The organism is Pseudomonas sp. BF-RE-25, assembly GCF_019956105.1.
Taxonomy (GTDB): Bacteria; Pseudomonadota; Gammaproteobacteria; order Pseudomonadales; family Pseudomonadaceae; genus Aquipseudomonas; species Aquipseudomonas migulae.
Genome location: NZ_JAHBDB010000033.1, coordinates 193,729 through 218,709, shown reverse-complemented (window position 1 = coordinate 218,709; position 24,981 = coordinate 193,729). Strand labels below are relative to the sequence as shown.

The following is a 24,981-nucleotide window of genomic DNA, read 5'->3' as shown; positions in this document are numbered from 1 at the left end:
AGGAATACCGCGTTATCGTTCTTCGCGGGCAAGCCTCGCTCCTACAGGATCGGCGTTGCCGCGTTTACAGCGCTACATGCATGAAGCTTTGCGACCGCACCAGCGCAAACGGGCTGAACACCTGCCAATTCTGCTCGCGCTGAAACCGGCCCTTGATGAACGGTGCAATCGGGCCACTCAAGTTATCCACCGGCTCCAGGCTGTCCTGGGCAAAGTGCTGAAGGCCGAACACCTCATCGACCATCAACCCGGCAAACACCTCGTTATGCTCGACCACCAGCACTCGCCGCTGCTTGCGCACTGCCGACAATTCGTGCCCGAAGAAGGCACTCAAATCCATCATCGGCAGCAAACGCCCACGCAGGTTGGCCACGCCCTTGACCCAAGGCTTGACCCCCGGCAACTGGGTGAAGCGCGGTTCATGCAGGACTTCGCTGACTTCACCCATCGGCGCGACGTACCACGCCTCGCCCAAACGAAAACCGATACCGCTCCAACTGTCCTGTCGGGTTGGCTGCGACGGCAGATCCGCCGCCAGCAGACGACAGCGCTGGTCGATCTGCAGCAGCAGTTCGAAGGCGGTCAACGACTCGGTCATGGTCGGGTGATCAACCGGCCAGCACGTTGTTCAGGGTTTTGATCAGGGTCTCTTCGTCGACCGGTTTGGTCAGGTAATCCTTGGCGCCCTGGCGCGTGCCCCAGACCTTGTCGGTTTCCTGATCCTTGGTGGTGATGATGATCACCGGGATGTGCCCGGTTTCCGGGTCTTTGGTCAACTGACGGGTCGCCTGGAAACCGTTGAGGCCGGGCATGACGATGTCCATCAGCACGGCGTCGGGTTTTTCCTGACGGGCCAGGGCCACGCCGTCGGCGCCGTTTTCGGCTTTCAACACTTCATGACCGTGCTTTTCCAGCATGCCGGTCAGTTTGTACATTTCGGTCGGCGAATCATCGACGATCAGAATACGTGCCATGGTTTTCCCCATTCTTGTCGACGCCGGGCCCGCTGGCCGAGCGTCACTGTGCGTGTCCTACTGCGGCAAAACGGCGGCGAAGCCCGGTACATGGGCCTGGATCGCGTTAAGCAGTTCTTCCTTGCTGAAAGGCTTGGTCAAAAACTGGTCGGAGCCGACGATGCGCCCCTTGGCCTTGTCGAACAACCCGTCCTTGGACGACAGCATGATCACTGGCGTGGACTTGAACGCACTGTTGTTCTTGATTAAAGCGCAGGTCTGATAGCCATCCAGACGCGGCATCATGATGTCGACAAAGATGATGCCGGGATGATGATCGGCAATCTTCGCCAGCGCATCGAAACCATCGATGGCCGTAATGACTTCACAACCCACATTCTTCAACAGCGTTTCGGCGGTGCGACGAATCGTCTTCGAATCGTCGATCACCATGACCTTCAAGGCGCTGGAATGCTGGCCCATAAATGCTCTACCGTCGCCTTTGCGAATCAAATTGTCCGTTTTCCGGTTACCGGCGGCTTGAAACCCTTGATACTCAAGGGCCAGCACGACATGGCAGCCTTTTTAGCACAGTCTCCAAATGCAATCTATCGGGCGTCCTTTGAAGTGGTTTTTCCTTGACCGGGAACACACTCAGCGCCACTCTGACGCCACTTTTATACGGTCCTTTGGATTGATCTTTTGTGGGAGCGAGCCTGCTCGCGATGGTCGTCAACGATGACGCGTGCCAGCAGGATAAGCGCGGTGTCCTGAAGTCCATCGCGAGCAGGCTCGCTCCTACAGGGGACTTACATAGGCCTCACCCACTTCAGAGGAAAACCCCATGAGCGTTCGCGTCGGGATTGTCATGGATCCCATTGCCAGCATCTCCTATAAAAAGGATAGCTCGCTGGCCATGCTGCTGGCCGCACAGAAGCGCGGCTGGGAACTGTTCTATATGGAACAGCGCGACTTGTATCAAGGCGAAGGTGAAGCCCGGGCGCGGATGCGGCCGCTGAAAGTTTTTGCCAACCCGGAAAAATGGTTCGAGCTGGAAGACGAGACCGACGCGCTGCTGAGCGATCTGGACGTGATCCTGATGCGCAAGGATCCGCCGTTCGACATGGAGTTCGTCTACTCCACTTACCTGCTCGAGCAAGCCGAGCGCGCGGGCGTGCTGGTGGTCAACAAGCCGCAGAGCCTGCGTGACTGCAATGAAAAACTGTTCGCCACATTGTTCCCGCAGTGCACGCCGCCGACCGTGGTCAGCCGCCGCGCCGACGTGCTGCGTGAGTTCGCGGCCAAACATGGCGATGTGATCCTCAAGCCGCTGGACGGCATGGGCGGCACCTCGATTTTCCGTCACCGCGCAGGGGACCCGAACCTGTCGGTGATCCTGGAAACCCTGACCGCGCTGGGCACCCAGCAGATCATGGGCCAGGCGTACCTGCCAGCGATCAAGGACGGCGACAAACGCATCCTGATGATCGACGGCGAGCCGGTGGATTATTGCCTGGCGCGGATTCCGGCGGCCGGCGAAACCCGCGGCAACCTCGCCGCCGGTGGTCGTGGCGAAGCCCGTCCGTTGAGCGACAAGGATCGCTGGATCGCCGCCCAGGTCGGCCCGACCCTGCGCGAGAAAGGCCTGCTGTTCGTAGGTCTCGACGTGATCGGCGAGCACCTGACGGAAATCAACGTCACCAGCCCGACCTGCATTCGCGAGATTGATAACGCGTTCGGCACCGACATCGGCGGCCTGTTGATGGATGCCATCGATCAGAAGCTCAAGGCCCGTTGATATAGAACACCCAAGATGAAACCAACATTGCGCTATCATGCGCGGCCTCTGAAAAACGCGATGTTGGTTTTCTTGTCATGACACTTCCGTCCGATCTGCCCGCTGAACTCGCCCATCGTGGCGTGCGCCCGGCTGATCGCCTCGGATTTACCCTGTTTCTCGCGGCGTTGATTCACCTGGCCTTGCTGTTGGGCGTCGGCTTTACGATGGTCGAACCCAAGCAAATCAGTAAAACCCTGGAAATCACCCTCGCCACCTTCAAGAGCGAAAAGAAACCGGCGAAGGCCGACTTCCTCGCGCAGGAAAATCAGGAAGGCAGCGGCACCCTGGATAAAAAGGCGATTCCCAAGACCACCGAGGTCGCGCCGTTCCAGGACAACAAGGTGCAAAAAGTCACGCCACCGCCGGCCGCCAAGCCTGAAGTCCAGGAAGCAGCGCCCAAGGCTGCCGTGACCACCGTCGCACCGAAGCCGAAGAAAGCCGCGGCCAAGACCGAAGAACCCAAACCTGCCACCAAACCCGCCATCGCCGCGCCGACGTTCGACAGTGAACAGCTGTCCAGCGACATCGCCAGCCTCGAAGCGGAACTGGCCAACGAACAACAGCTGTACGCCAAGCGCCCGCGCATCCACCGCCTGAGCGCGGCCTCGACCATGCGCGACAAAGGCGCCTGGTATAAGGATGAGTGGCGCAAAAAGGTCGAGCGCATCGGCAACCTCAATTATCCGGATGAAGCGCGGCGCAAACAGATTTACGGCAATTTGCGGCTGATGGTCTCGATCAACCGCGACGGCTCGCTTTTTGAAGTATTGGTACTGGAGTCGTCCGGGCAACCGCTGCTGGATCAGGCAGCGCAGCGAATTGTGCGGCTGGCTGCACCGTTTTCGCCGTTTACCGGGGATTTGTCGGACATCGACCGACTGGAAATCATCCGCACCTGGAAATTTGCACGCGGGGACCGCCTCTCCAGCAATTGATGCACATATGACCTGTAGGAGCCGGCTTGCCGGCGATGGCGTCCTTGAGATCGCTATCGCCGGCAAGCCGGCTCCTACAGGACCGTGTTACATCCATTTGCTCCGGCGAACAGCGATCAATCTCAAGCAAACATTGATTCCCCAGCTTGTCAGTTCGCCCCTCCAACGCCACACTAGCGCTCATGAAGAACGTCAGCCCAAGCTACCTCAAGCATCACTTCCTGATCGCCATGCCTCACATGGCCGACCCGAACTTTGCCCACACCTTGACCTACATCGTCGAGCACACGGCCAATGGTGCCATGGGGCTGGTGGTCAACCGTCCGCAAGACCTGAATCTGGCCGATATCCTCGAGCAATTGCGCCCCAATATCGAGCCACCGCTGCTCTGCCAGCATGTGCCGATCTTCATCGGCGGCCCGGTGCAGACCGATCGCGGTTTTGTCCTGCACCCGTCGGGCAAGCAGTTTCAGGCGACCGTTGATCTGGAAGGCGACCTCTCGTTGTCCACCTCCCAGGACGTATTGTTCGCGATCGCCGATGGCGTCGGTCCGGCAAAAAGCCTGATCGCCCTCGGTTACGCAGGCTGGGAAGCCGGGCAACTTGAGGCCGAACTGGCGCAGAACGCCTGGCTGACCTGCCCGTTCGATGCCGACATCCTGTTCAACACCAGCAGCGAACTGCGCCTCGAAGCAGCGGCCAAGCACCTGGGCGTCAACCTCAGCCTGCTCACCAGCCAGGCAGGACACGCCTGATGGCCCTGCGGCTGATTCTGGGTTTCGACTACGGCACCAAACAGATCGGCGTGGCGGTCGGCCAGGTGATTACCGGCCAGGCCCGCGAGCTGTGCACCTTGAAGGCACAAAATGGGGTGCCCGACTGGAATCAGGTCGAAGCGCTGATCAAAGAGTGGAAGCCCGATGCCGTGGTGGTCGGCCTGCCGTTGAATATGGACGGCACGCCCAGCGACATGTGCCTGCGCGCCGAGAAGTTCGCCCGCCGCCTCAATGGCCGCTACAACCTGCCCTTCTATACCCACGATGAACGCCTGACCACGTTTGAAGCCAAGGGCGAACGACGTGATCGTGGCGGGCAAAAGGGCAGTTACCGCGACAACCCGGTCGACGCCATCGCCGCCGCCCTGCTGCTGCAAGGCTGGCTCGATGAAAACAGCGCACTGTTCGAATCCTGAAGAGCCGTAACAAGCGACTCTCTATAGCGACAACCCGAGCCACCGCCAGCAGCACCCGGCCCGGGCCCAAGAAGGAGCAACCATGAGCCTGCCCAATCCCGCCGAACTGATCAGCCAGATGGCGATCCGTCTCAAGGCACATCTGGAACACCGTGGCATCAGCGAACCGCGCTACATCGGTATTCGTACCGGCGGCGTCTGGGTTGCCCAGGCGTTGCTCGAAGAACTGGGCAGCGACGCGCCGCTCGGCACCCTGGACGTGTCTTTCTACCGTGACGATTTCAGCCAGAACGGCCTGCACCCGCAGGTGCGCCCTTCGGCGCTGCCGTTCGAGATCGAAGGCCAGGACCTGGTGCTGATCGACGACGTACTCATGAGCGGCCGCACCATCCGCGCCGCGATGAACGAACTCTTCGACTACGGCCGCCCGGCCAGCGTGACGCTGGTGTGCCTGCTGGACCTGGACGCCGGCGAACTGCCGATCCGCCCGAACGTGGTCGGCGCGACGTTATCGCTGGCCGCCCACGAGCGCGTGAAGCTGTCCGGTCCGGAACTCAAGCTCGAACTGCAAGACCTCGCCCTTTAATTCGCCCTATTGAGAGTCCCCCTCGCGATGACGCCTCTAGAAACCAAGCGCCCGCTGCAGCTCAATGATCAGGGCCAGCTGCGCCACTTCCTCTCGCTCGACGGTTTGCGCCGCGAGCTGCTGACGGAAATCCTCGACACCGCCGACTCGTTCCTCGAAGTCGGCGCCCGGGCGGTGAAGAAAGTCCCGTTGCTGCGCGGCAAGACCGTGTGCAACGTGTTCTTCGAGAACTCCACCCGCACCCGCACCACCTTCGAACTGGCGGCCCAGCGCTTGTCGGCGGACGTGATCACCCTCAACGTCTCGACATCGTCGGCGAGCAAGGGCGAAACCCTGCTCGACACCCTGCGCAACCTGGAAGCCATGGCCGCCGACATGTTCGTCGTGCGCCACGGTGATTCCGGCGCCGCGCACTTCATCGCCGAACACGTGTGCCCGCAAGTGGCGATCATCAACGGCGGCGACGGCCGTCACGCGCACCCGACCCAAGGCATGCTCGACATGCTGACGATCCGCCGGCACAAAGGCAGCTTCGAAAACCTTTCCGTGGCCATCGTCGGCGACATCCTGCACTCGCGGGTGGCGCGCTCGAACATGCTGGCGCTGAAAACCCTCGGCTGCCCGGACATCCGCGTGATCGCGCCGAAAACCCTGCTGCCGATCGGCATCGAGCAATACGGCGTGAAGGTCTACACCGACATGACCGAAGGCCTGAAAGACGTCGATGTGGTGATCATGTTGCGCCTGCAACGCGAACGCATGACCGGCGGCCTGCTGCCGAGCGAGGGCGAGTTCTATCGCCTGTTCGGCCTGACCACCGCGCGCCTGGCCGGGGCCAAACCGGATTGCATCGTCATGCACCCGGGGCCAATCAACCGGGGCGTTGAGATTGAGTCGGCGGTGGCCGACGGTCCGCATTCGGTGATTCTCAACCAGGTAACCTACGGCATCGCGATTCGTATGGCCGTGCTGTCCATGGCCATGAGCGGGCAGACTGCCCAGCGCCAATTCGAGCAGGAGAACGTTCAGTGAAGCTCAGCATTCTCGGCGCCCGCGTGATCGATCCAGTCAGCGGGCTGGATCAAGTGACTGATATCCACATCGAAGCCTGCAAGATCGTCGCCCTTGGCGCCGCACCCGCCGGTTTTGTTGCCGTCGATACCATCGACGCCCAAGGCCTGGTGGCTGCACCGGGGCTGGTTGACCTGAACGTTGCCCTGCGCGAGCCGGGCTACAGCCGCAAAGGCTCGATCGTCAGCGAAACCCGCGCCGCCGCTGCCGGTGGCGTGACCAGCCTGTGCTGCCCGCCAAAGACCAAACCGGTGCTGGACACCTCGGCCGTGGCCGAACTGATCCTCGACCGCGCCCGCGAGGCCGGCAACACCAAGGTGTTCCCGATTGGCGCCCTGAGCAAAGGCCTGGACGGCGAGCAACTGGCCGAGCTCGTGGCGTTGCGCGATGCTGGTTGCGTGGCCTTCGGCAACGGTCTGGAAAGCTTCCGCAACACCCGCACCCTGTGCCGGGCGCTGGAATACGCGGCGACTTTTGACCTGACGGTGATTTTCAACTCGCAGGACCATGATCTGGCCGAAGGCGGCTTGGCGCATGAAGGTCCGACCGCCAGTTTTCTCGGCTTGCCGGGTATTCCGGAAACCGCAGAAACCGTGGCGCTGGCCCGTGATCTGTTGCTGGTCGAGCAAAGTGGCGTGCGCGCGCACTTCAGCCAGTTGACCAGCGCTCGCGGCGTGACCCTGATTGCTCAGGCCCAGGCGCGTGGATTGCCGGTGACGGCGGATGTCGCCCTGTACCAGCTGATCCTGACCGATGAAGCGCTGATCGACTTCAACAGCCTCTATCACGTCCAGCCGCCGCTGCGCACCCGCGCCGACCGCGATGGTTTGCGTGAGGCGGTGAAATCCGGCGTGGTTTCGGCGATTTCCAGTCATCACCAGCCCCATGAACGGGACGCCAAACTGGCGCCGTTTGGTGCAACTGAGCCGGGGATCAGCAGCGTTGAACTGTTGCTGCCGCTGGCGATGACGCTGGTGGAAGACGGGTTGCTCGATCTGCCGACGTTGCTGGCACGCCTGAGTGCCGGGCCTGCGCAAGCCTTGCGCTTACCGGCGGGGAAACTGGCGGTGGGTGGTGCGGCGGATATCGTGCTGTTCGATCCGGCGGCTTCGACCGTGGCCGGTGAAACCTGGCTGTCCAAGGGTGAGAACTGCCCGTTCATTGGGCATAGCTTGCCGGGCGTGGTGCGTTACACGCTGGTGGATGGGCGGATTAGCCACCAGGCGTAAGACCGCGTCGCCTGCATTCGCGAGCAAGCCCGCTCCCACATTCGACCGCATTCCTCTGGGGAAACTCGGTCAACTGTGGGAGCGGGCTTGCTCGCGAAGGCTTACTGAAAGGTGCCGCGATTCTGCGCGTTACGCACGGAAACCTGGTCATTCAACGTCCAGAAGTCATACAAAACCCCCAGAAAGAACAACCCGCCCGTCACCAGGTACAGCAATCCGCTGATCCACTTCCCCTGATACATCCGGTGCACGCCGAACACTCCCAGAAATGTCAGCAGAATCCACGCAACGTTGTATTCGATAGGCCCGGCGGTGAAACGCAGGTCAGCTTCACGGTCCATGGCCGGGATCAGGAACACGTCGATCAGCCAGCCGATCCCCAGCAAACCCAAGGTGAAAAACCAGATCGTCCCGGTCACCGGTTTGCCGTAATAAAAGCGGTGAGCGCCGGTAAAACCGAAAATCCACAGCAGGTAACCGATCACTTTGCTGTGGGTATCTTGATGTGGAACGGGGTGTCGATAGGTGTTCATGAATGGCCTCGAATCACACGATAGATAAATATTCTTGAATTCTTTGTGACTTTTTTACAGGTGGCCGACGTATGGCAAATGCTACCGTGTCTCCCGTCAAACCCTTATAGCACCTGACTTCTGTCCGACAATTGCGTCTATTTGCCGCGTATTGGGCTCCGTTGACCGCCAGGTTGAATCGACCAACGGCCTCGGAATGACAAAAAAAGCTGTTATAAAGTTTCGCGCTAACCAACACGAGCCTTGCCTAATGCGTCCATTTTTCAAGACATGGCTAACCATTTGCCTTTTGATGCCACTGGCCGCCCACGCCACCAATCGTGAGCAACGTCTTCCTAACGTTAATGGTTACACCCCAAAATCCCATGTTTCTGCTCCTTCGAGCAAAAACAAACAAACTGCCAAGCAACCGACTTCGCTGAGCAAAGCCAACAGCAAGCTTGTCCCGCCGATGGCGACCAAGGAAAGCAGCAATGTGCTGAGCCGTGCCGTCAACGTCCTCGGTACACCTTACCGTTGGGGCGGCAGCAGCCCAAGTAAAGGGTTCGATTGCAGCGGCCTGGTGAAATACGCGTTCAACGACGCCACATTTGACCTGCCGCGCACCTCGAACGCCATGGCCAGCGGTCATGGCGAGAAAGTCGAACGCGGCGACCTGAAGCCGGGTGACCTGATTTTCTTCAACATCAAGAGCCGCCGGGTCAATCACGTTGCCATCTACCTGGGCAACGACCGCTTCATCCACGCACCACGTCGTGGCAAGTCGGTGACCATCGACACCTTGAAGAAACCGTATTGGGAAAGCCACTACGTGGTTGCCAAGCGGGTTCTGCCTAAAGAGAAGAACAGCTTGCAGGTTGTTCAGCGCTGATTCCAAATCCCGGGCCCAACCCGGGATTTTGCTTTGAACCTGATGCCCCCATCGCGAGCAGGCTCGCTCCCACATTGGAATGCAATCACCTGTGGGAGCGAGCCTGCTCGCGATGGCGTTTCCGGATTGGTCAAAAGTTATCCGGTGACCGCGCCTTATCCCGCGCATGCTCGCGACTGATCAAGCCCTTGGTCACCAGCTCCTTCAAGCACATATCCAGCGTCTGCATTCCCAGATTCCCGCCGGTCTGAATCGACGAGTACATCTGCGCCACCTTGTCCTCGCGGATCAGGTTACGAATCGCCGACGTTCCCAGCATGATTTCGTGCGCCGCGATCCGCCCGCCGCCGATTTTCTTCACCAGCGTCTGCGACACCACCGCCAGCAGCGACTCGGACAACATCGAACGCACCATCGACTTCTCGTCTCCCGGAAACACATCCACGATCCGGTCGATGGTTTTCGCCGCCGACGTGGTGTGCAACGTGCCGAACACCAGATGGCCAGTCTCGGCAGCCGTCAGCGCCAGGCGAATAGTCTCCAGATCACGCATCTCGCCCACCAGAATCACATCCGGGTCTTCCCGCAACGCCGAACGCAGGGCCGTGGCGAAGCTGCGGGTATCGCGATGGACTTCACGCTGATTGATCAGGCATTTACGCGATTCGTGGACGAATTCGATCGGGTCTTCAATGGTCAGGATGTGGTGATGACGATGGTTGTTCAGGTAGTCGATCATCGCCGCCAGGGTGGTGGACTTGCCGGAACCGGTCGGGCCGGTGACTAATACCAGGCCACGGGGGGAGTCGGTAATCTTGCGAAACACTTCCCCCATCCCGAGGTCCTCCATGCTCAGGACCTTCGACGGAATGGTCCGGAACACCGCGCCGGCGCCACGGTTCTGGTTGAACGCATTGACCCGGAAACGCGCAACGCCGGGCACCTCAAAGGAAAAGTCGGTTTCCAGGTGTTTCTCGAAATCCACACGCTGGGTGTCGTTCATGATGTCGTAGACCAGCTCCTGAACTTCCTTGTGATCCAGGGCTGGCAGATTGATGCGCCGCACATCGCCGTCGACGCGAATCATCGGTGGCAGGCCTGCCGACAGGTGCAAGTCGGACGCTCCTTGTTTGGCGCTGAACGCCAGCAGCTCAGTGATATCCATAGCACTCCTCAATTCCAGTAGAATGCCGCCAACCTCAGACCCGCTGGCGCCTCTTGAATGTCCACGATAGCAGACAACATTGCACTGGTTAGTTCACGCATCCGGGCTGCCGCCCTCGCCGCCCACCGTGACGAACACAGCGTTCAGCTCCTGGCCGTGAGCAAGACCAAGCCCGCCGAGGCCCTGCGCGAAGCACATGCCGCCGGCCTGCGCGACTTTGGCGAGAACTACCTGCAGGAAGCCCTGGGCAAACAGCTCGAATTGGCCGACCTGCCCTTGATCTGGCACTTCATCGGCCCCATTCAATCGAACAAGACTCGCGCTATCGCCGAGCACTTCGCTTGGGTGCATTCCGTGGATCGCTTGAAAATCGCACAACGCCTGTCCGAACAACGCCCTGCCGATCTGCCGCCACTGAACATCTGCATCCAGGTTAACGTCAGCGGTGAGGCCAGCAAATCCGGCTGCACCCCGGCCGACCTGCCGGCCCTGGCCAACGCCATCAGCGAACTGCCGCGCATCAAGCTGCGCGGGCTGATGGCGATTCCCGAGCCGACGGAAGATCGCGCCGCCCAGGACGCCGCTTTTGCTGCCGTGCAAAGCCTGCAAGCCAGCCTGAACCTGCCGCTCGACACACTTTCCATGGGCATGAGCCACGACCTCGAGTCGGCCATCGCCCAAGGCGCCACCTGGGTCCGCATCGGTACGGCCCTGTTTGGCGCCCGTGATTACGGTCAACCGTGAAATGGCTGACCTACTTCTCTATAAGGACCTGACATGAGCAAAACTCGTATTGCCTTTATCGGTGCCGGCAACATGGCCGCCAGCCTGATCGGCGGCCTGCGCGCCAAAGGTCTGGACGCCGCGCAGATCCGCGCCAGCGATCCGGGCGCAGAAACCCGTGCCAAAGTGAACGCCGAACACGGCATCGAAGTATTCGCTGACAACGCCGAGGCCATTCAAGGCGCCGACGTGGTCGTTCTGGCGGTCAAACCGCAAGCGATGAAAGCCGTGTGCGAAGCGATTCGCCCGAGCTTGAAACCGGATCAACTGGTGGTGTCCATCGCCGCCGGCATCACCTGCGCCAGCATGAACAACTGGCTCGGCGCACAACCGATCGTGCGCTGCATGCCCAACACCCCGGCGCTGCTGCGTCAGGGCGTGAGCGGTTTGTTCGCCACCGCCGAAGTCACCGCAGAACAGCGCCAACAGGCGCAAGAACTGCTGTCGGCCGTGGGCATCGCCTTGTGGCTGGATGAAGAGCAGCAACTGGATGCCGTCACCGCTGTCTCCGGCTCGGGCCCGGCGTATTTCTTCCTGTTGATCGAAGCCATGACCGCCGCCGGCGTGAAGCTCGGCCTGCCGGCGGACATCGCCGCCCAACTGACCCTGCAAACTGCCTTGGGCGCCGCACACATGGCGGTTGCCAGCGATGTCGACGCGGCTGAATTGCGTCGCCGTGTGACATCGCCGGCGGGCACCACAGAAGCTGCAATCAAATCGTTCCAGGCTGGCGGCTTCGAAGCGCTGGTAGAAAAAGCACTCGGCGCCGCTGCGCACCGCTCGGCCGAGATGGCTGAGCAGCTCGGTCGCTAATCAGCCCTTACAAAGGAATAAATGATGCTAGGACTCAACGACGCTGCCATTTTCATCATCAAGACCCTGGGCAGCCTGTACCTGCTGATTGTGCTGTTGCGTTTCATCCTGCAACTGGTCCGGGCGAACTTCTACAACCCGCTCTGCCAGTTCATCGTCAAGGCTACCCAGCCGCTGCTCAAGCCGCTGCGCCGGGTCATCCCGAGCATGTTCGGGCTGGACATGTCGTCACTGGTGCTGGCGCTGATCGTGCAGATACTGCTGATCGCGGTCATCGTGTCGCTCAAAGGCTTCATGGTCGATTGGGTGCTGCTGGTGCCGTGGGCGCTGATTGCGCTGTTCTCGCTGTTTTTGAACATCCTGTTCTACGCGATGATCATCAGCGTGATTCTGTCCTGGGTCGCGCCGGGCAGCCACAATCCGGGCGCCGAACTGGTCGCGCAGATTACTGAACCGGTACTGGCCCCGTTCCGCCGGATCATTCCGAACCTGGGCGGCCTCGATATCTCGCCGATCTTTGCGTTTATCGTGATCCAGTTGCTGCAAAGCTGGCTGATTCCGCGGCTGGCGTACTTTGCCCTGATGCCGCAGGGGCTGCTTGGTCTGATCTGATCAGGAAGACCGCATCATCGTTCTTCGCGGGCAAGCCTCGCTCCTACAGATTTAGAGTCGATCGCGATATTGGCGAACGACACATTACCTGTAGGAGCGAGGCTTGCCCGCGAATGTAGCGCCTCGGTTCAACTGAATGAAATCACCTCGGGCCTTTGCTTGCCGCTAACCCCACCGGTCTTTAGACTTACGCCTCATTTCAACGAGAGCAGGGTCGATGCCAACTGCCTTTCCCGCCGATTCTGTTGGTCTGGTGACGCCGCAAGTGGCGCACTTCAGTGAACCCCTGGCCCTGGCCTGTGGCCGTTCGCTCCCAGCGTATGATCTGATTTACGAAACCTACGGCACGCTGAACGCCACGGCGAGCAACGCCGTGCTGATCTGTCACGCCTTGTCCGGTCACCATCACGCCGCCGGCTTCCACAGCCCCGACGACCGCAAACCCGGTTGGTGGGACAGCTGCATCGGCCCCGGCAAGCCGATCGACACCAACAAGTTCTTCGTGGTCAGCCTGAACAACCTCGGCGGTTGCAACGGCTCCACGGGCCCGAGCAGCGTCAACCCGGAAACCGGAAAGCCGTTCGGCGCCGATTTCCCGGTGCTGACCGTGGAAGACTGGGTACACAGCCAGGCGCGCCTGGCCGACCGGATCGGCATCAGCCAATGGGCCGCGGTAATTGGTGGCAGCCTCGGCGGCATGCAGGCGATGCAATGGAGCATCACCTACCCGGATCGCATTCGTCACTGCCTGGCCATTGCCTCGGCACCGAAACTGTCGGCACAGAACATCGCCTTCAACGAAGTAGCGCGCCAGGCAATCCTCACCGACCCCGAATTCCACGGCGGTTCGTTCCAGGAAGCGGGCGTGATCCCCAAGCGCGGCTTGATGCTGGCGCGGATGGTCGGGCACATCACTTATCTGTCCGATGACTCGATGGGCGAAAAATTCGGCCGCGGCCTGAAGAGCGAAAAGCTCAACTACGACTTCCACAGCGTCGAGTTCCAGGTTGAAAGCTACCTGCGTTATCAGGGCGAAGAGTTCTCCGGGCGTTTCGATGCCAACACCTACCTGCTGATGACCAAGGCGCTGGACTACTTCGACCCGGCGGCAAACTTCGACGATGACCTGGCGAAAACCTTCGCCGGCGCTTCGGCCAAGTTCTGCGTGATGTCCTTCACCACCGACTGGCGCTTCTCCCCGGCCCGCTCGCGGGAACTGGTGGACGCGCTGATGGCGGCCAAGAAAGACGTCTGCTACCTCGAGATCGACGCTCCGCAAGGCCACGACGCCTTCCTGATTCCGATCCCGCGTTACTTGCAGGCATTCGGCAATTACATGAACCGCATTACGTTGTGAGAAAGCCATGAGAGCTGATCTGGAAATCATCCAGGAATGGATCCCCGCCGGCAGCCGCGTGCTCGACCTCGGTTGCGGTGACGGCGAGCTGCTGACGTGGCTGCGCGACAACAAGCAAGTCACCGGCTACGGCCTGGAAAACGACCCGGACAACATCGCCGAGTGCGTGGCCAAGGGCATCAACGTGATTGAGCAGGACCTGGACAAGGGCCTGGGCAACTTTGCCAGCAACAGTTTCGACGTCGTGGTCATGACCCAGGCGCTGCAAGCCGTGCACTACCCGGACAAGATCCTCGACGAAATGCTGCGGGTCGGTCGCCAATGCATCATCACCTTCCCCAACTTCGGTCACTGGCGCTGCCGCTGGTACCTGGCGAGCAAGGGCCGGATGCCGGTGTCCGAGTTTCTGCCGTACACCTGGTACAACACGCCGAACATCCACTTTTGCACTTTCGAAGACTTTGAAGCACTTTGCCGCGAACGTGAAGCCAAGGTCATTGATCGGCTTGCCGTGGATCAACAGCATCGGCACGGGTGGGCCAGTAAGCTATGGCCTAATCTGTTAGGTGAGATCGGTATTTACCGCGTCAGCAGTCCAGGACTGCAGGATCACAAGGTCGCGGTCTGAACCACGACATTCCAAGGAGAACGATCATGGGTCGTCTAGCGCTGTTTTTACTCACTGCCTGCCTGAGCGTCACCGCCATGGCCGCCGATGCCATCAAAGGTGAGCGTCAGGAAAAATTCGGTGATGTGACGGTGCACTACAACACCTTCAACTCCACGTTCCTGACACCGGAGATCGCCAAATCGGCCGAACTGATCCGCAGCAAGAACCAGGGCGTGATCAACGTGTCGGTGATCAAGGATGGCAAACCGCTGGTCTCTAACGTCAGCGGCACGGTCAAAGACCTCACTAGCCAAAGTGTGCCGTTGAAGTTCAAGCAGATCACCGAACAAGGCGCGGTCTACTACATCGCGCAATACCCGGTCGATCAGCAGGAAATCCGCACCTTCGAAATCAAGGTGCAGACCGGCGACAAAATCAACACCATCAATTTCAACCAAGAGCTTTTCCCCGGCGAATGATCAATTTCACGCAACTCGTACTGGCCAGCCACAACGCCGGCAAACTCAAGGAACTCCAGGCCATGCTCGGCGACTCGGTGCATCTGCGCTCGATCGGCGAGTTCAGCAGCGTCGAGCCTGAAGAAACCGGTCTGTCGTTCGTCGAGAACGCCATTCTCAAGGCCCGCAATGCCGCGCGCATTTCCGGCCTGCCGGCGTTGGCCGACGACTCCGGGCTGGCGGTGGATTTCCTCGGTGGCGCGCCGGGCATCTATTCGGCTCGTTACGCTGACGGCAAGGGCGATGCGGCGAACAACGCCAAACTGCTCGACGCCTTGAAAGACGTGCCGCAAGCCGAGCGCGGCGCGCAGTTTGTTTGCGTGCTGGCGCTGGTGCGTCACGCTGATGATCCGCTGCCGATCCTCTGCGAAGGGCTGTGGCATGGGCGCATCCTGACCCAAGCCAGTGGCGAGCACGGTTTCGGTTACGATCCGCTGTTCTGGGTGCCCGAGCGCGATTGCTCCAGCGCCGAGCTGAGCCCGAGCGACAAGAACCTCATCAGCCACCGCGCCCGTGCAATGGATCTGCTGCGCCAGCGTCTGGGCTTGAAATGACCCGTGAATCATCCGCGTCACCGCTGATCTACGGCGGTGGCGCACAATCGCCTCGGGCCGCGCTTCCCGTGCTGCCGCCCCTGGCGCTGTACATCCACATCCCGTGGTGTGTGCGCAAATGCCCTTATTGCGACTTCAACTCCCACACCGCCAGCCCGGTGCTTCCGGAAGAAGAGTACGTCGACGCCTTGCTGGCGGACCTTGATCAGGATTTGCACGCGGTCTACGGCCGCGAGTTGAGCTCGATCTTCTTTGGTGGTGGCACGCCGAGCCTGTTCGGCGCCGAAGCCTTGGGCCGCTTGCTCAAAGGCGTCGAGCAACGGATTCCGTTTGCCAGCGACATTGAAATCACCCTGGAGGCCAATCCGGGCACGTTCGAGCAAGAGAAGTTCGTGGCCTACCGCGCGCTGGGCATCAATCGGCTATCGATCGGCATCCAGAGCTTTCAGGAAGAGAAACTCAAGGCTCTGGGGCGGATTCACAACGGCGATGAAGCGGTGCGTGCCGCCGGCATGGCGCGCCAGGCAGGGTTCGATAACTTCAACCTGGACTTGATGCACGGTTTGCCCGATCAGTCGCTGGACGACGCCCTGAGTGATCTGCGCCAGGCCATCGCCCTGAAGCCGACCCACTTGTCCTGGTATCAGCTGACGCTGGAGCCGAACACGGTGTTCTGGAACCAGCCGCCTGTGCTGCCGGAAGACGACACGCTTTGGGATATTCAGGAAGCCGGCCAGGCGCTGCTCGCCGAACACGGTTACGCGCAATACGAAGTCTCGGCGTACGCCCAGCCCGGTCGCCCGGCGCGGCATAACCTCAATTACTGGAGCTTTGGCGACTTCATCGGCATCGGCGCTGGCGCCCACGGCAAGCTCAGTCACCCGGACGGGCGCATCGTGCGCACCTGGAAGACGCGCCTGCCGAAGGATTACCTGAACCCGGCGAAAAGCTTCAAGGCTGGCGAGAAAGCGCTGACCAACGATGAACTGCCGTTCGATTTCCTGATGAACGCTTTGCGCCTGACTGACGGCGTGGAATCGCGGCTGTATCCGGAACGCACCGGGCTGAGCCTGGAAAGCCTCGCCGAAGGCCGCCGCGAAGCCGAACAAAGCGGTTTGTTGCAGGTCGAACCGTCACGTCTGGCGGCCACCGAGCGCGGGCAATTGTTCCTCAATGACTTGCTGCAAACATTTCTGAGCTGATTTCAGCCTTAAGGGAAAACGAATGGATTTGATACTCGACCTGCTCGCCACCGTCTCCCGCTGGAGCCGCAGCAATCTGTCGGAAATCTCTCTGGCGCTGGTGGGCTGTTTGCTGGTGCTGTTCGGCGCGGACATCAAAGCCTGGATCGATCAACGCCTGGGCAGCATCGCCGGCGCTTTGCGCGTCCCGTTGCTCGCGCTGGTGTGCATGATCGGCAGCGGCGCCGCGCTGATCTACGCCACACCGTGGATCGTTCGTGGTTTGAGCCAGTTCAACAACTACAGCCTGGCGCCGGTATTGTTGGTGGTCCTGGTGCTCATCGGCGTAGTCGCCGACCGCCGCTGATTTCCGAACACAAAAAAACCTGTAGGAGCCAGCTTGCTGGCGATGGTGTGTCAGACACATTGATGTTGACTGACACACCATCGCCAGCAAGCCGGCTCCTACAGGTTTATTGCGTAGGGCTCAGGACTGCTTTTCGAACTTCAGGTCCCACACGCCATGCCCCAGACGTTCGCCACGGCGTTCGAACTTGGTGATCGGGCGCTCGGCCGGGCGTGGCACGCACTTGCCGTCTTCGGCCAGGTTGCGGTAACCCGGCGCAACGTTCATCACTTCCAGCATGTACTCGGCGTACGGTTCCCAGTCAGTGGCCATGTGCAGCACACCGCCGACCTTCAACTTGCTGCGCACCAGTTCAGCGAACGACGCCTGAACGATACGACGTTTGTGGTGGCGGCTCTTGTGCCAAGGGTCCGGGAAAAACAGCATCAGGCGATCGAGGCTGTTGTCGGCCACGCAACGGTTGAGCACTTCGATCGCGTCGCAATCGTAGACCCGCAGGTTGGTCAGGCCCTGAGTCAGCACGCCATTGAGCAGCGCGCCCACACCCGGACGGTGCACTTCCACGCCAATGAAATCCTGTTCCGGCGAAGCGGCGGCCATTTCCAGCAGCGAATGGCCCATGCCGAAACCGATTTCCAGCGAACGCAGTGCCGAGCGACCGAACACCTGGTCGAAGTCCACCGGCGAGTCGGCCAATGGCAGCACGAACAGCGGCGTGCCCTGCTCCAGACCTTTTTGCTGGCCTTCGGTCATGCGCCCGGCGCGCATCACGAAACTCTTGATGCGGCGGTGTTGGCGCTCGTCGCCTTCTTCCGTCTGGATTGGCGTGTCGTTTGATTCAGTCATCAATGGCTCTTACTTGATCAGACCATCCAGCGGCGAAGAGGCGCTGGCATAGAGTTTTTTCGGCATGCGGCCGGCGAGGTAGGCCAGGCGGCCTGCAACGATGGCGTGTTTCATGGCTTCAGCCATCATGATCGGCTGCTGGGCATGGGCGATGGCCGAGTTCATCAGCACCGCCTCGCAACCCAGTTCCATGGCGATGGTGGCGTCGGAAGCGGTACCGACACCGGCATCCACCAGCACGGGAATCTTGGCCTCTTCGAGGATGATCTGCAGGTTGTACGGGTTGCAGATCCCCAGGCCCGTGCCGATCAGACCGGCCAGCGGCATGACCGCGATGCAGCCGATTTCCGCCAGTTGACGGGCGATGATCGGGTCATCGCTGGTGTAGACCATCACGTCGAAGCCTTCCTTGACCAGCACTTCGGCGGCCTTGAGGGTTTCGATCACGTTGGGGAACAGGGTTTTCTGGTCCGCCAGCACTTCCAGCTTCACCAGGTTGTGGCCACCGAGCAGCTCACGGGCCAGGCGGCAGGTGCGCACGGCCTCGGTAGCGTCGAAGCAACCGGCGGTGTTAGGCAGGAAGGTGTAGCGATCCGGCGACAGGACTTCGAGCAGGTTCGGTTCGCCCGGGGTCTGGCCGAGGTTGGTGCGGCGCACGGCGAAGGTGACGATCTCGGCACCCGAGGCCTCGATGGCCAGGCGGGTTTCTTCCATGTCGCGGTACTTGCCGGTGCCTACCAGCAAACGCGACTGGTAAGTACGACCGGCCAGGACGAAGGGCTTGTCGCTACGAACGATGCTCATGGGAAATCCTCTGTAGGGGTGAGGTTCTTGCAGAATTCTGTGCCCTTGCGGGCCGGGCGACTAGCCGCCGCCGATGGCGTGTACCACTTCGACGGAATCGCCGTCGTTCAATGTGGTGTCCGCATGCTGGCTGCGCGGGACGATATCCAGATTGAGTTCGACCGCTACCCGGCGTCCGGTCAGTTCCAGACGGGTCAGCAGGGCCGCAACGGTTTCACCGTCGGGCAGTTCAAGGGATTCGCCGTTCAACTGAATGCGCATGCCGGATGCCGCCATCATTTTTAGGGGCTGGCATTCTAGCCCGATCAGTCTTGGCGACCCAAGCCATTCGTCATGAAATGGACCACCCGGTCAGCTCAACCGCCAGGCGGCAAGGCCCAGACAGAGCCAACCGATCAGGAATGCCAGGCCGCCGAAGGGCGTGATGATTCCGAGCTTACTGATACCGGTCAGGGTCAACAGGTACAGACTGCCGGAAAACAGCAGGATGCCAATGGCAAAGGAGGCGCCGGCCCACGTGATCAAACGACCCGGAATCTGCGTGGCAAGCAGTGCGACACCCAGCAATGCCAAGGTGTGCACCAATTGGTAGGTGACGCCGGTGTGGAAAATCGTCAGGTATTCAGGCGTCAGGCGGCTTTTCAGGCCATGGGCGGCGAATGCGCCAAGGGCAACGCCGGTGAAGCCGAAGAAAGCGGCCAGCATCAGAAAGCCACGCAGCATGAAGAACTCCAGTCAGACTCGATCAACAGGGTCTGTATAATGGCCCGCTCAATGGGTTCGGCCAAGCCATCTCTATGCTGCGTTTATTTTTACGACGATTTACAAAGGCCGTGCTCTGGTTCGCGGGCGGCAGCGTATTGCTGGTGCTGATTTTCCGCGTGGTACCGCCACCGGGCACGACACTGATAGTCGAGCGCAAGATCGAATCCTGGTTCGACGGCGAGCCCATCGACCTGCAACGCACCTGGAAACCCTGGGATGAAATCTCCGACGACCTTAAAGTCGCAGTGATTGCCGGTGAGGATCAGAAATTCCCGGAGCACTGGGGTTTTGACCTCGGCGCGATCCGCGCAGCCCTGGCGCACAACGAGCTGGGTGGTTCGGTTCGCGGCGCCAGCACCTTGAGCCAGCAAGTGTCGAAAAACCTGTTTTTATGGTCCGGCCGCAGCTGGCTGCGCAAAGGTCTGGAAGCCTGGTTTACCGGGCTGATCGAAGTGTTCTGGCCCAAGCAGCGGATTCTTGAAGTGTACCTGAACAGCGTCGAGTGGGATGACGGGGTGTTTGGCGCAGAAGCGGCGGCTCGGCATCACTTTGGCGTGAGCGCCAAGTCGCTGTCCCGGCAGCAGGCCAGTTATCTGGCGGCTGTATTGCCTAACCCACGGGTGTGGAGCGCGAGTCACCCGACGAATTACGTCGCACGTCGCGCCGGGTGGATTCGGCAGCAGATGAGCCAGTTGGGTGGCGACAGTTATCTGCTGGGGCTCAACGATTCACGCCGGGCGCCTTGGGCCCAGTGATTGACGCTATCCCTGTAGGAGCGAGCCTGCTCGCGAAAAACGCGCAGACAACGCGTTCTTCCAGCAATTACGCGTAATCGTTGACGTCCATCGCGAGCAGGCTCGCTCCTACAGGGGTTGGGATGTGAATCAGAAATAGCCGATACAAACAAAAACGCCCCGATCAATGATCGGGGCGTTTTTTATTGCCTTCGCGCAGCTTAGGCGGCGATCGACAACTTGAGCTTGTTCATCGCGCTCTTCTCGAGCTGACGAATACGCTCGGCCGACACGTTGTACTTCTGCGCCAGGTCGTGCAGCGTGGCTTTCTCTTCAGCCAACCAGCGCTGATAAAGGATGTCACGGCTGCGATCGTCCAGCACTTCCAGCGCTTCGTGCAGGTTGTGATTGGAGTTGTCGCTCCAGTCGGCGTCTTCCAGTTGACGGGCCGGGTCGTACCGGTGGTCTTCCAGATAGTTGGCCGGCGACTGGAAAGCGCTGTCGTCGTCCGCTTCTGCGGCCGGGTCGAAGGCCATGTCATGGCCGGTCAGTCGACTTTCCATCTCGCGCACTTCCCGCGGCTCTACGCCGAGGCTTTCCGCCACACGATGGACTTCCTCGTTGTTCAGCCACGCCAGACGTTTCTTCTGGCTGCGCAGGTTGAAGAACAGCTTGCGCTGAGCCTTGGTGGTCGCGACTTTCACAATGCGCCAGTTGCGCAGGATGAACTCGTGAATTTCCGCCTTGATCCAGTGCACAGCGAACGAAACCAGACGCACACCCATTTCCGGGTTGAAGCGCTTCACGGCCTTCATCAGACCGACGTTACCTTCCTGGATCAGGTCAGCCTGAGCCAGACCGTAGCCGGAATAGCTACGGGCGATATGTACGACAAAACGCAGGTGGGCGAGCACCATCTGCCGAGCCGCCCCCAAATCCTGCTCATAGTAGAGACTCTCGGCCAGTTCACGCTCCTGCTCCGGCGTCAGCAATGGAATGCTGTTGACGGTGTGCACGTAGGCCTCCAGGTTCGCACCCGGGACCAGAGCATATGCAGGTTGCAAAGAATTGGTCATACGAAAAAACCTCCGTCTTACAAACTCGTGCAGTTCAGCACTGCGAAAATTGACCGGAAACCAAAAGACAAGTTCCCATAAACGCTGAAAGGTCAATACGAGCAAAATGATACTACTTAGGCGCAAGCTCCCTCAGGTGGCGTGCGACTGCAATCCATGCACCGATATACCCTAACAGCACCGCGCCAAGCAAGAGAGACAGACCGTCGGCAACTGGCACTCCGGCCAGCGCAAAATTACTGCCATACAAACCGGCCAGTCCAACCACTGCCTCGTTCAGCCAGTTCAGACCAAACGCCAATACGCCCCAGGAAAGTATCCCCGCACCGAAGCCATACAACGCGCCCATATATAGAAAGGGCCTGCGCACATAGCTGTCAGTGCCGCCGACGAGTTTAATCACTTCTATCTCTGTGCGGCGGTTTTCAATATGAAGACGAATGGTATTGCCTATCACCAAAAGTAATGCAGAAATCAGAAGCACGGTCAGACCGAAGACAAAACGGTCACCCAGCTTGAGGATGGCTGCCAGACGCTCGACCCAGACTAGATCAAGTTGCGCCTGTTGTACCTTCGGCAGTTCGGAAAGTTTTTGTCGTAATGCTTCAAGCGCGGGCTTGTCGACTTCGTTCGGGGTCACCAGCACCACGCCTGGCAGCGGGTTTTCCGGCAGTTCCTTCAACGCTTCGCCCAGGCCGGACTGCTGCTGAAACTCTTCCAGCGCCTGATCACGACCGACATATTCGGCATCAGCTACGCCCCGAATGCCTTTGATCTGATCGCGCAACGATTCGCCTTCAGCCGGGCTGACCTCAAGTTGCAGGTACAGGGAAATCTGCGCCGCGCGCTGCCAGGAACCGCCGAGACGTTCGACGTTACTTAGCAGAAGTGACAGGCCCATCGGCAAACTCAGGGCAACCGCCATCACCATGCAGGTGAAGAAACTGCCGATGGGATGCTTGCCCAGGCGCCGCAGACTGTCCAGCAGACTGGCGCGATGGCTTTCTATCCAGGCGCGGAACAGCGTGGCGAAGTCCGGACCGTCGTCATCGTCGTGTTTTTTCTTCTGCGGTTGCGGATCGGCGGCTTTCGGCGCCACGCGTTCGGAGACTTTAGGGCTGCGTGTCGCACTCATTCCCCAGCCTCCCCGTCACCGATCAGTCGGCCGCGTTGCAGAGTCAGCATGCGGTGACGCATGCGGGCGATCAGCGCCAGGTCGTGACTGGCGATCAGCACGCTGGTGCCCAGACGGTTGATGTCTTCGAACACGCCCATGATCTCGGCCGCCAGGCGCGGGTCGAGGTTACCGGTCGGCTCATCCGCCAGCAGCAAGGCCGGGCGGTGAACGATGGCGCGGGCGATACCGACGCGCTGTTGCTGGCCGGTGGACAGGTCGCCGGGGTACAGATCGGTCTTGTCCGACAGCGCCACGCGCTCCAGTGCCGAATCCACGCGCTTGGCGATTTCGGCCTTGGACAAACCAAGAATCTGCAACGGCAGGGCCACGTTGTTGAACACCGTGCGATCGAACAGCAACTGGTGATTCTGGAACACCACGCCGATTTGCCGACGCAGGTAAGGAATCTGTGCGTTGCTGATGGTGCCGAGGTCCTGACCGGCCAGCAGCAATTTGCCGGTGGTCGGACGCTCCATGGCCAGCAGCAGGCGCAACAAGGTGCTTTTACCGGCGCCGGAATGGCCGGTTACAAACAAGAATTCGCCCCGACGGACTCGAAAGCTCAGCTCATGCAAGCCGACGTGACCGTTCGGGTAGCGTTTACCGACCTGTTCGAAACGAATCATGAACGCTCCCGCTCGGCAAACAGTGCCTGGACAAAGGGTTCTGCTTCAAAGGTACGCAAGTCATCGATGCCTTCACCGACGCCGATGTAACGAATCGGCAGGCCGAACTGCTTGGCCAGGGCGAAAATCACCCCGCCCTTGGCGGTGCCGTCGAGCTTGGTCAGCGCCAAGCCGGTCAGTTCGACGGTCTGGTTGAATTGCTTGGCCTGGTTGATGGCGTTCTGCCCGGTGCCGGCGTCGAGCACCAGCAGCACTTCGTGCGGCGCGTCGGCGTCTAGCTTGCCGATAACCCGGCGAACCTTCTTCAACTCTTCCATCAAATTGTCTTTGGTGTGCAGGCGACCGGCGGTGTCAGCGATCAACACGTCAATGCCACGGGCCTTGGCGGCCTGCACGGCGTCGAAGATCACCGAAGCCGAGTCGGCGCCAGTGTGCTGGGCGATCACCGGAATCTTGTTGCGCTCGCCCCAGACCTGCAATTGCTCGACTGCGGCGGCGCGGAAGGTGTCGCCCGCCGCCAGCATGACTTTCTTGCCTTCGAGTTGCAGCTTCTTCGCCAGTTTGCCGATGGTGGTGGTCTTGCCGGCGCCGTTGACGCCAACAACCAGGATCACGAACGGCTTGTTCTGCGAGGTGATTTTCAGGGGTTGCTCGACCGGCTTGAGCATCGCCGCCAGTTCCGCCTGCAGGGACTTGTACAACGCGTCGGCGTCGGCCAGCTCTTTGCGGGCAACCTTTTGGGTCAGGCGTTGGATGATCACCGAAGTCGCTTCAACGCCCACGTCGGCGGTCAGCAGACGGGTTTCGATGTCTTCAAGCAGCTCGTCATCGATGATCTTCTTGCCAAGGAACAGGCTCGCCATGCCTTCGCCGATGCTGGCGCTGGTCTTGGACAGGCCTTGCTTGAGGCGGGCGAAGAAACCGGCTTTGGTTTCTTCGGTGCGCACAGGCTCGGCGGGTGTTTCGACCGGCACGACGGGCGCGGCGGCAACGGGGGCGGCGACTGGCGCAGGCTCTGGTGCTTGAACAACTGGAGCAGCCGGCGCAACAAAGGCTGGAATCACAGGCTCAGGAATAACCGGCGCAGGTTCAGCCACAACAACTGGCTCAATCACTGGCACCTGAACGGGCGCAGGAGAAAACGCACTCGGCGCAGGAATCGGCGGCGTAATGTGCGGCGCCAGTTCGTCTTCGACCAACGATACCGGCTCTTCCGCTACCGGCAAGGTCAGCCACGGCTCAGCAGCGGAAGACGGCTGTGCAGCCACGACGTCAGGCGCGGCCTCAGCCACCGGTTGCAGCACCGGCTCGGAGATCGGCAGGACAACCGGCGCCGGCGCTTCATCTATTACCGGCGCAGGTACTGGCTCAGGAATGGGCTGTGGCTGTTCGACGACGGTTTCCTGCGGCTTTTTGCGCAGCCATCCGAACAGGCTTTTCTTCTCGCCAGCCGCAGCTGGGGCTTTCTTGTCGTCGTTGGAACCAAACATGGAGGACGGCTATCTCACGGTAGCGACGCGCCAAAGGGCGCCTCGGCAAATAAATATTCGATGCAGAACAGACTGCGATTGACCCAGCTTGTTCACGCGCAACATTTTGTAGAGGTGCAAGTGGCACCTCACGGAAACGATTTCACGAAGGACTAACGCGGCAAAATCGGCGAAAAAGCAGAGTTTAGTTGATAAATTCCAACCTTCTGCCGCAAACCCATACAACCTGATCAAACGCAAAGGCCTGATAGGCGTGGCCGCCAGTAAAACGGATCAGTATCCTAGCACCCTCT

At 60.3% G+C, this 24,981-nt stretch carries 32 protein-coding genes; 19 read left to right on the top strand and 13 right to left on the bottom strand.

Annotated elements, in window-relative coordinates; all coding sequences use genetic code 11:
• Positions 1-64: 64 nt before the first annotated feature.
• Genes KGB24_RS16900 through pilG form a run of 3 tightly spaced genes read right to left on the bottom strand, consistent with a single transcriptional unit; the run spans position 65 to position 1,436 of the window.
• On the bottom strand, positions 65-598 hold the full coding sequence (locus KGB24_RS16900) for a chemotaxis protein CheW (protein WP_008026202.1): 534 nt from the start codon (positions 596-598) through the stop codon (positions 65-67).
• 10 nt (positions 599-608) lie between these two features.
• Entirely contained in the window at positions 609-974 is a 366-nt protein-coding gene (pilH, locus tag KGB24_RS16895; protein ID WP_008068134.1) for a twitching motility response regulator PilH, read from the bottom strand.
• A gap of 57 nt (positions 975-1,031) precedes the next feature.
• Complete coding sequence (gene pilG, locus KGB24_RS16890) at positions 1,032-1,436, bottom strand: twitching motility response regulator PilG (RefSeq protein WP_008026200.1); 405 nt, start codon at positions 1,434-1,436, stop codon at positions 1,032-1,034.
• On the opposite strand from pilG, the gene KGB24_RS16885 reads away from it, so the two are divergent.
• From KGB24_RS16885 to KGB24_RS16850, 8 genes are all read left to right on the top strand, one after another.
• Positions 1,425-1,595: a hypothetical protein gene (locus KGB24_RS16885; protein WP_157214348.1), complete on the top strand. Its 171-nt coding sequence runs from the start codon at positions 1,425-1,427 to the stop codon at positions 1,593-1,595. The genes pilG and KGB24_RS16885 overlap by 12 nt on opposite strands.
• A 202-nt stretch (positions 1,596-1,797) precedes the next feature.
• Positions 1,798-2,751 (top strand): glutathione synthase, encoded by a 954-nt coding sequence (gene gshB / locus KGB24_RS16880; RefSeq protein WP_008026199.1) that lies wholly within the window; start codon positions 1,798-1,800, stop codon positions 2,749-2,751.
• Positions 2,752-2,828: 77 nt separating this feature from the next.
• On the top strand, positions 2,829-3,728 hold the full coding sequence (locus KGB24_RS16875) for an energy transducer TonB (RefSeq protein ID WP_008026197.1): 900 nt from the start codon (positions 2,829-2,831) through the stop codon (positions 3,726-3,728).
• A 182-nt stretch (positions 3,729-3,910) separates the two neighbouring features.
• A complete protein-coding gene (locus KGB24_RS16870) occupies positions 3,911-4,483 on the top strand; it encodes a YqgE/AlgH family protein (protein ID WP_032832312.1) in 573 nt (190 codons plus the stop codon).
• The gene (gene ruvX, locus KGB24_RS16865) at positions 4,483-4,920 is read left to right on the top strand and encodes a Holliday junction resolvase RuvX (protein ID WP_007945492.1); all 438 of its coding nucleotides are present in this window, start codon (positions 4,483-4,485) and stop codon (positions 4,918-4,920) included. The genes KGB24_RS16870 and ruvX overlap by 1 nt, the downstream gene beginning before the upstream one ends.
• 82 nt (positions 4,921-5,002) lie before the next feature.
• Positions 5,003-5,506 (top strand): bifunctional pyr operon transcriptional regulator/uracil phosphoribosyltransferase PyrR, encoded by a 504-nt coding sequence (gene pyrR / locus KGB24_RS16860; protein ID WP_008026190.1) that lies wholly within the window; start codon positions 5,003-5,005, stop codon positions 5,504-5,506.
• Positions 5,507-5,533: 27 nt separating this feature from the next.
• Positions 5,534-6,538, top strand: coding sequence for an aspartate carbamoyltransferase catalytic subunit (locus tag KGB24_RS16855; RefSeq protein WP_008026189.1), 1,005 nt, complete (start codon positions 5,534-5,536; stop codon positions 6,536-6,538).
• Entirely contained in the window at positions 6,535-7,806 is a 1,272-nt protein-coding gene (locus tag KGB24_RS16850) for a dihydroorotase (RefSeq protein WP_223414020.1), read from the top strand. The genes KGB24_RS16855 and KGB24_RS16850 overlap by 4 nt, the downstream gene beginning before the upstream one ends.
• A gap of 101 nt (positions 7,807-7,907) precedes the next feature.
• Here the strand turns inward: KGB24_RS16850 and KGB24_RS16845 are convergent, their stop codons facing one another.
• Positions 7,908-8,339: an NINE protein gene (locus KGB24_RS16845; protein ID WP_008026184.1), complete on the bottom strand. Its 432-nt coding sequence runs from the start codon at positions 8,337-8,339 to the stop codon at positions 7,908-7,910.
• A 250-nt stretch (positions 8,340-8,589) separates the two neighbouring features.
• Between KGB24_RS16845 and KGB24_RS16840 the strand changes: the two genes are divergently transcribed.
• The gene (locus KGB24_RS16840) at positions 8,590-9,210 is read left to right on the top strand and encodes a C40 family peptidase (protein ID WP_008026181.1); all 621 of its coding nucleotides are present in this window, start codon (positions 8,590-8,592) and stop codon (positions 9,208-9,210) included.
• Between the two features lie 130 nt (positions 9,211-9,340).
• Here KGB24_RS16840 and KGB24_RS16835 read toward each other — a convergent pair whose 3' ends face one another.
• Complete coding sequence (locus KGB24_RS16835) at positions 9,341-10,375, bottom strand: type IV pilus twitching motility protein PilT (RefSeq protein WP_223414019.1); 1,035 nt, start codon at positions 10,373-10,375, stop codon at positions 9,341-9,343.
• A gap of 57 nt (positions 10,376-10,432) precedes the next feature.
• On the opposite strand from KGB24_RS16835, the gene KGB24_RS16830 reads away from it, so the two are divergent.
• The 9 genes from KGB24_RS16830 to KGB24_RS16790 all read left to right on the top strand — a co-directional run bounded on the left by KGB24_RS16830 (position 10,433) and on the right by KGB24_RS16790 (position 17,170).
• The gene (locus KGB24_RS16830; RefSeq protein ID WP_008026178.1) at positions 10,433-11,119 is read left to right on the top strand and encodes a YggS family pyridoxal phosphate-dependent enzyme; all 687 of its coding nucleotides are present in this window, start codon (positions 10,433-10,435) and stop codon (positions 11,117-11,119) included.
• Between the two features lie 33 nt (positions 11,120-11,152).
• A complete protein-coding gene (gene proC, locus KGB24_RS16825; RefSeq protein ID WP_192416714.1) occupies positions 11,153-11,971 on the top strand; it encodes a pyrroline-5-carboxylate reductase in 819 nt (272 codons plus the stop codon).
• 24 nt (positions 11,972-11,995) lie between these two features.
• Positions 11,996-12,583, top strand: coding sequence for a YggT family protein (locus KGB24_RS16820; RefSeq protein ID WP_223414018.1), 588 nt, complete (start codon positions 11,996-11,998; stop codon positions 12,581-12,583).
• 217 nt (positions 12,584-12,800) lie between these two features.
• Positions 12,801-13,940 (top strand): homoserine O-succinyltransferase MetX, encoded by a 1,140-nt coding sequence (gene metX / locus KGB24_RS16815; protein WP_008036684.1) that lies wholly within the window; start codon positions 12,801-12,803, stop codon positions 13,938-13,940.
• 7 nt (positions 13,941-13,947) lie between these two features.
• Positions 13,948-14,568 (top strand): methionine biosynthesis protein MetW, encoded by a 621-nt coding sequence (metW, locus tag KGB24_RS16810; protein WP_008026169.1) that lies wholly within the window; start codon positions 13,948-13,950, stop codon positions 14,566-14,568.
• A gap of 26 nt (positions 14,569-14,594) precedes the next feature.
• Entirely contained in the window at positions 14,595-15,029 is a 435-nt protein-coding gene (locus KGB24_RS16805; protein ID WP_008026167.1) for a DUF4426 domain-containing protein, read from the top strand.
• On the top strand, positions 15,026-15,622 hold the full coding sequence (rdgB, locus tag KGB24_RS16800) for an RdgB/HAM1 family non-canonical purine NTP pyrophosphatase (RefSeq protein WP_008026166.1): 597 nt from the start codon (positions 15,026-15,028) through the stop codon (positions 15,620-15,622). The genes KGB24_RS16805 and rdgB overlap by 4 nt, the downstream gene beginning before the upstream one ends.
• On the top strand, positions 15,619-16,824 hold the full coding sequence (gene hemW / locus KGB24_RS16795) for a radical SAM family heme chaperone HemW (RefSeq protein WP_223414017.1): 1,206 nt from the start codon (positions 15,619-15,621) through the stop codon (positions 16,822-16,824). Before rdgB ends, hemW begins: the two co-directional genes overlap by 4 nt.
• 22 nt (positions 16,825-16,846) lie before the next feature.
• Positions 16,847-17,170 carry a DUF3392 domain-containing protein gene (locus tag KGB24_RS16790; RefSeq protein WP_008026163.1) on the top strand — a complete coding sequence of 108 codons (324 nt, stop codon included), beginning with the start codon at positions 16,847-16,849 and terminating at the stop codon, positions 17,168-17,170.
• Between the two features lie 120 nt (positions 17,171-17,290).
• Here the strand turns inward: KGB24_RS16790 and trmB are convergent, their stop codons facing one another.
• The 4 genes from trmB to KGB24_RS16770 form a co-directional block, all read right to left on the bottom strand.
• Positions 17,291-18,016 carry a tRNA (guanosine(46)-N7)-methyltransferase TrmB gene (trmB, locus tag KGB24_RS16785; protein WP_223414016.1) on the bottom strand — a complete coding sequence of 242 codons (726 nt, stop codon included), beginning with the start codon at positions 18,014-18,016 and terminating at the stop codon, positions 17,291-17,293.
• A gap of 9 nt (positions 18,017-18,025) precedes the next feature.
• On the bottom strand, positions 18,026-18,820 hold the full coding sequence (locus KGB24_RS16780; protein ID WP_008036703.1) for a thiazole synthase: 795 nt from the start codon (positions 18,818-18,820) through the stop codon (positions 18,026-18,028).
• 60 nt (positions 18,821-18,880) lie between these two features.
• Positions 18,881-19,081, bottom strand: a complete 201-nt coding sequence (thiS, locus tag KGB24_RS16775) for a sulfur carrier protein ThiS (protein WP_008026157.1) — start codon at positions 19,079-19,081, stop codon at positions 18,881-18,883.
• 90 nt (positions 19,082-19,171) lie between these two features.
• Complete coding sequence (locus KGB24_RS16770) at positions 19,172-19,543, bottom strand: DUF423 domain-containing protein (RefSeq protein WP_223414015.1); 372 nt, start codon at positions 19,541-19,543, stop codon at positions 19,172-19,174.
• A 74-nt stretch (positions 19,544-19,617) separates the two neighbouring features.
• Here KGB24_RS16770 and mtgA point away from each other — a divergent pair, with 74 nt between their 5' ends.
• Positions 19,618-20,340: a monofunctional biosynthetic peptidoglycan transglycosylase gene (mtgA, locus tag KGB24_RS16765; RefSeq protein WP_223414014.1), complete on the top strand. Its 723-nt coding sequence runs from the start codon at positions 19,618-19,620 to the stop codon at positions 20,338-20,340.
• A gap of 200 nt (positions 20,341-20,540) precedes the next feature.
• Here the strand turns inward: mtgA and rpoH are convergent, their stop codons facing one another.
• From rpoH to ftsY, 4 genes are all read right to left on the bottom strand, one after another.
• Positions 20,541-21,395 carry an RNA polymerase sigma factor RpoH gene (gene rpoH, locus KGB24_RS16760; RefSeq protein ID WP_007897890.1) on the bottom strand — a complete coding sequence of 285 codons (855 nt, stop codon included), beginning with the start codon at positions 21,393-21,395 and terminating at the stop codon, positions 20,541-20,543.
• 112 nt (positions 21,396-21,507) lie between these two features.
• Positions 21,508-22,530, bottom strand: a complete 1,023-nt coding sequence (ftsX, locus tag KGB24_RS16755) for a permease-like cell division protein FtsX (protein ID WP_008026150.1) — start codon at positions 22,528-22,530, stop codon at positions 21,508-21,510.
• Complete coding sequence (gene ftsE / locus KGB24_RS16750; RefSeq protein ID WP_008026149.1) at positions 22,527-23,198, bottom strand: cell division ATP-binding protein FtsE; 672 nt, start codon at positions 23,196-23,198, stop codon at positions 22,527-22,529. The genes ftsX and ftsE overlap by 4 nt, the downstream gene beginning before the upstream one ends.
• Positions 23,195-24,688, bottom strand: coding sequence for a signal recognition particle-docking protein FtsY (gene ftsY, locus KGB24_RS16745; protein ID WP_223414013.1), 1,494 nt, complete (start codon positions 24,686-24,688; stop codon positions 23,195-23,197). Before ftsY ends, ftsE begins: the two co-directional genes overlap by 4 nt.
• Between the last annotated feature and the right edge of the window lie 293 nt (positions 24,689-24,981).

Excerpts from the sequence above, each read along its gene's own strand:
- KGB24_RS16900 (WP_008026202.1), bottom strand. The coding sequence starts at position 598 with ATGACCGAGTCGTTGACCGCCTTCGAACTGCTGCTGCAGATCGACCAG.
- pilH (WP_008068134.1), bottom strand. The coding sequence starts at position 974 with ATGGCACGTATTCTGATCGTCGATGATTCGCCGACCGAAATGTACAAA.
- KGB24_RS16885 (WP_157214348.1), top strand. The coding sequence starts at position 1,425 with ATGCTGGCCCATAAATGCTCTACCGTCGCCTTTGCGAATCAAATTGTC.
- pilG (WP_008026200.1), bottom strand. The coding sequence starts at position 1,436 with ATGGGCCAGCATTCCAGCGCCTTGAAGGTCATGGTGATCGACGATTCG.
- gshB (WP_008026199.1), top strand. The coding sequence starts at position 1,798 with ATGAGCGTTCGCGTCGGGATTGTCATGGATCCCATTGCCAGCATCTCC.
- KGB24_RS16875 (WP_008026197.1), top strand. The coding sequence starts at position 2,829 with ATGACACTTCCGTCCGATCTGCCCGCTGAACTCGCCCATCGTGGCGTG.
- KGB24_RS16870 (WP_032832312.1), top strand. The coding sequence starts at position 3,911 with ATGAAGAACGTCAGCCCAAGCTACCTCAAGCATCACTTCCTGATCGCC.
- ruvX (WP_007945492.1), top strand. The coding sequence starts at position 4,483 with ATGGCCCTGCGGCTGATTCTGGGTTTCGACTACGGCACCAAACAGATC.
- pyrR (WP_008026190.1), top strand. The coding sequence starts at position 5,003 with ATGAGCCTGCCCAATCCCGCCGAACTGATCAGCCAGATGGCGATCCGT.
- KGB24_RS16855 (WP_008026189.1), top strand. The coding sequence starts at position 5,534 with ATGACGCCTCTAGAAACCAAGCGCCCGCTGCAGCTCAATGATCAGGGC.
- KGB24_RS16845 (WP_008026184.1), bottom strand. The coding sequence starts at position 8,339 with ATGAACACCTATCGACACCCCGTTCCACATCAAGATACCCACAGCAAA.
- KGB24_RS16840 (WP_008026181.1), top strand. The coding sequence starts at position 8,590 with ATGCGTCCATTTTTCAAGACATGGCTAACCATTTGCCTTTTGATGCCA.
- KGB24_RS16835 (WP_223414019.1), bottom strand. The coding sequence starts at position 10,375 with ATGGATATCACTGAGCTGCTGGCGTTCAGCGCCAAACAAGGAGCGTCC.
- KGB24_RS16830 (WP_008026178.1), top strand. The coding sequence starts at position 10,433 with ATGTCCACGATAGCAGACAACATTGCACTGGTTAGTTCACGCATCCGG.
- proC (WP_192416714.1), top strand. The coding sequence starts at position 11,153 with ATGAGCAAAACTCGTATTGCCTTTATCGGTGCCGGCAACATGGCCGCC.
- KGB24_RS16820 (WP_223414018.1), top strand. The coding sequence starts at position 11,996 with ATGCTAGGACTCAACGACGCTGCCATTTTCATCATCAAGACCCTGGGC.
- metX (WP_008036684.1), top strand. The coding sequence starts at position 12,801 with ATGCCAACTGCCTTTCCCGCCGATTCTGTTGGTCTGGTGACGCCGCAA.
- metW (WP_008026169.1), top strand. The coding sequence starts at position 13,948 with ATGAGAGCTGATCTGGAAATCATCCAGGAATGGATCCCCGCCGGCAGC.
- KGB24_RS16805 (WP_008026167.1), top strand. The coding sequence starts at position 14,595 with ATGGGTCGTCTAGCGCTGTTTTTACTCACTGCCTGCCTGAGCGTCACC.
- rdgB (WP_008026166.1), top strand. The coding sequence starts at position 15,026 with ATGATCAATTTCACGCAACTCGTACTGGCCAGCCACAACGCCGGCAAA.
- hemW (WP_223414017.1), top strand. The coding sequence starts at position 15,619 with ATGACCCGTGAATCATCCGCGTCACCGCTGATCTACGGCGGTGGCGCA.
- KGB24_RS16790 (WP_008026163.1), top strand. The coding sequence starts at position 16,847 with ATGGATTTGATACTCGACCTGCTCGCCACCGTCTCCCGCTGGAGCCGC.
- trmB (WP_223414016.1), bottom strand. The coding sequence starts at position 18,016 with ATGACTGAATCAAACGACACGCCAATCCAGACGGAAGAAGGCGACGAG.
- KGB24_RS16780 (WP_008036703.1), bottom strand. The coding sequence starts at position 18,820 with ATGAGCATCGTTCGTAGCGACAAGCCCTTCGTCCTGGCCGGTCGTACT.
- thiS (WP_008026157.1), bottom strand. The coding sequence starts at position 19,081 with ATGCGCATTCAGTTGAACGGCGAATCCCTTGAACTGCCCGACGGTGAA.
- KGB24_RS16770 (WP_223414015.1), bottom strand. The coding sequence starts at position 19,543 with ATGCTGCGTGGCTTTCTGATGCTGGCCGCTTTCTTCGGCTTCACCGGC.
- mtgA (WP_223414014.1), top strand. The coding sequence starts at position 19,618 with ATGCTGCGTTTATTTTTACGACGATTTACAAAGGCCGTGCTCTGGTTC.
- rpoH (WP_007897890.1), bottom strand. The coding sequence starts at position 21,395 with ATGACCAATTCTTTGCAACCTGCATATGCTCTGGTCCCGGGTGCGAAC.
- ftsX (WP_008026150.1), bottom strand. The coding sequence starts at position 22,530 with ATGAGTGCGACACGCAGCCCTAAAGTCTCCGAACGCGTGGCGCCGAAA.
- ftsE (WP_008026149.1), bottom strand. The coding sequence starts at position 23,198 with ATGATTCGTTTCGAACAGGTCGGTAAACGCTACCCGAACGGTCACGTC.
- ftsY (WP_223414013.1), bottom strand. The coding sequence starts at position 24,688 with ATGTTTGGTTCCAACGACGACAAGAAAGCCCCAGCTGCGGCTGGCGAG.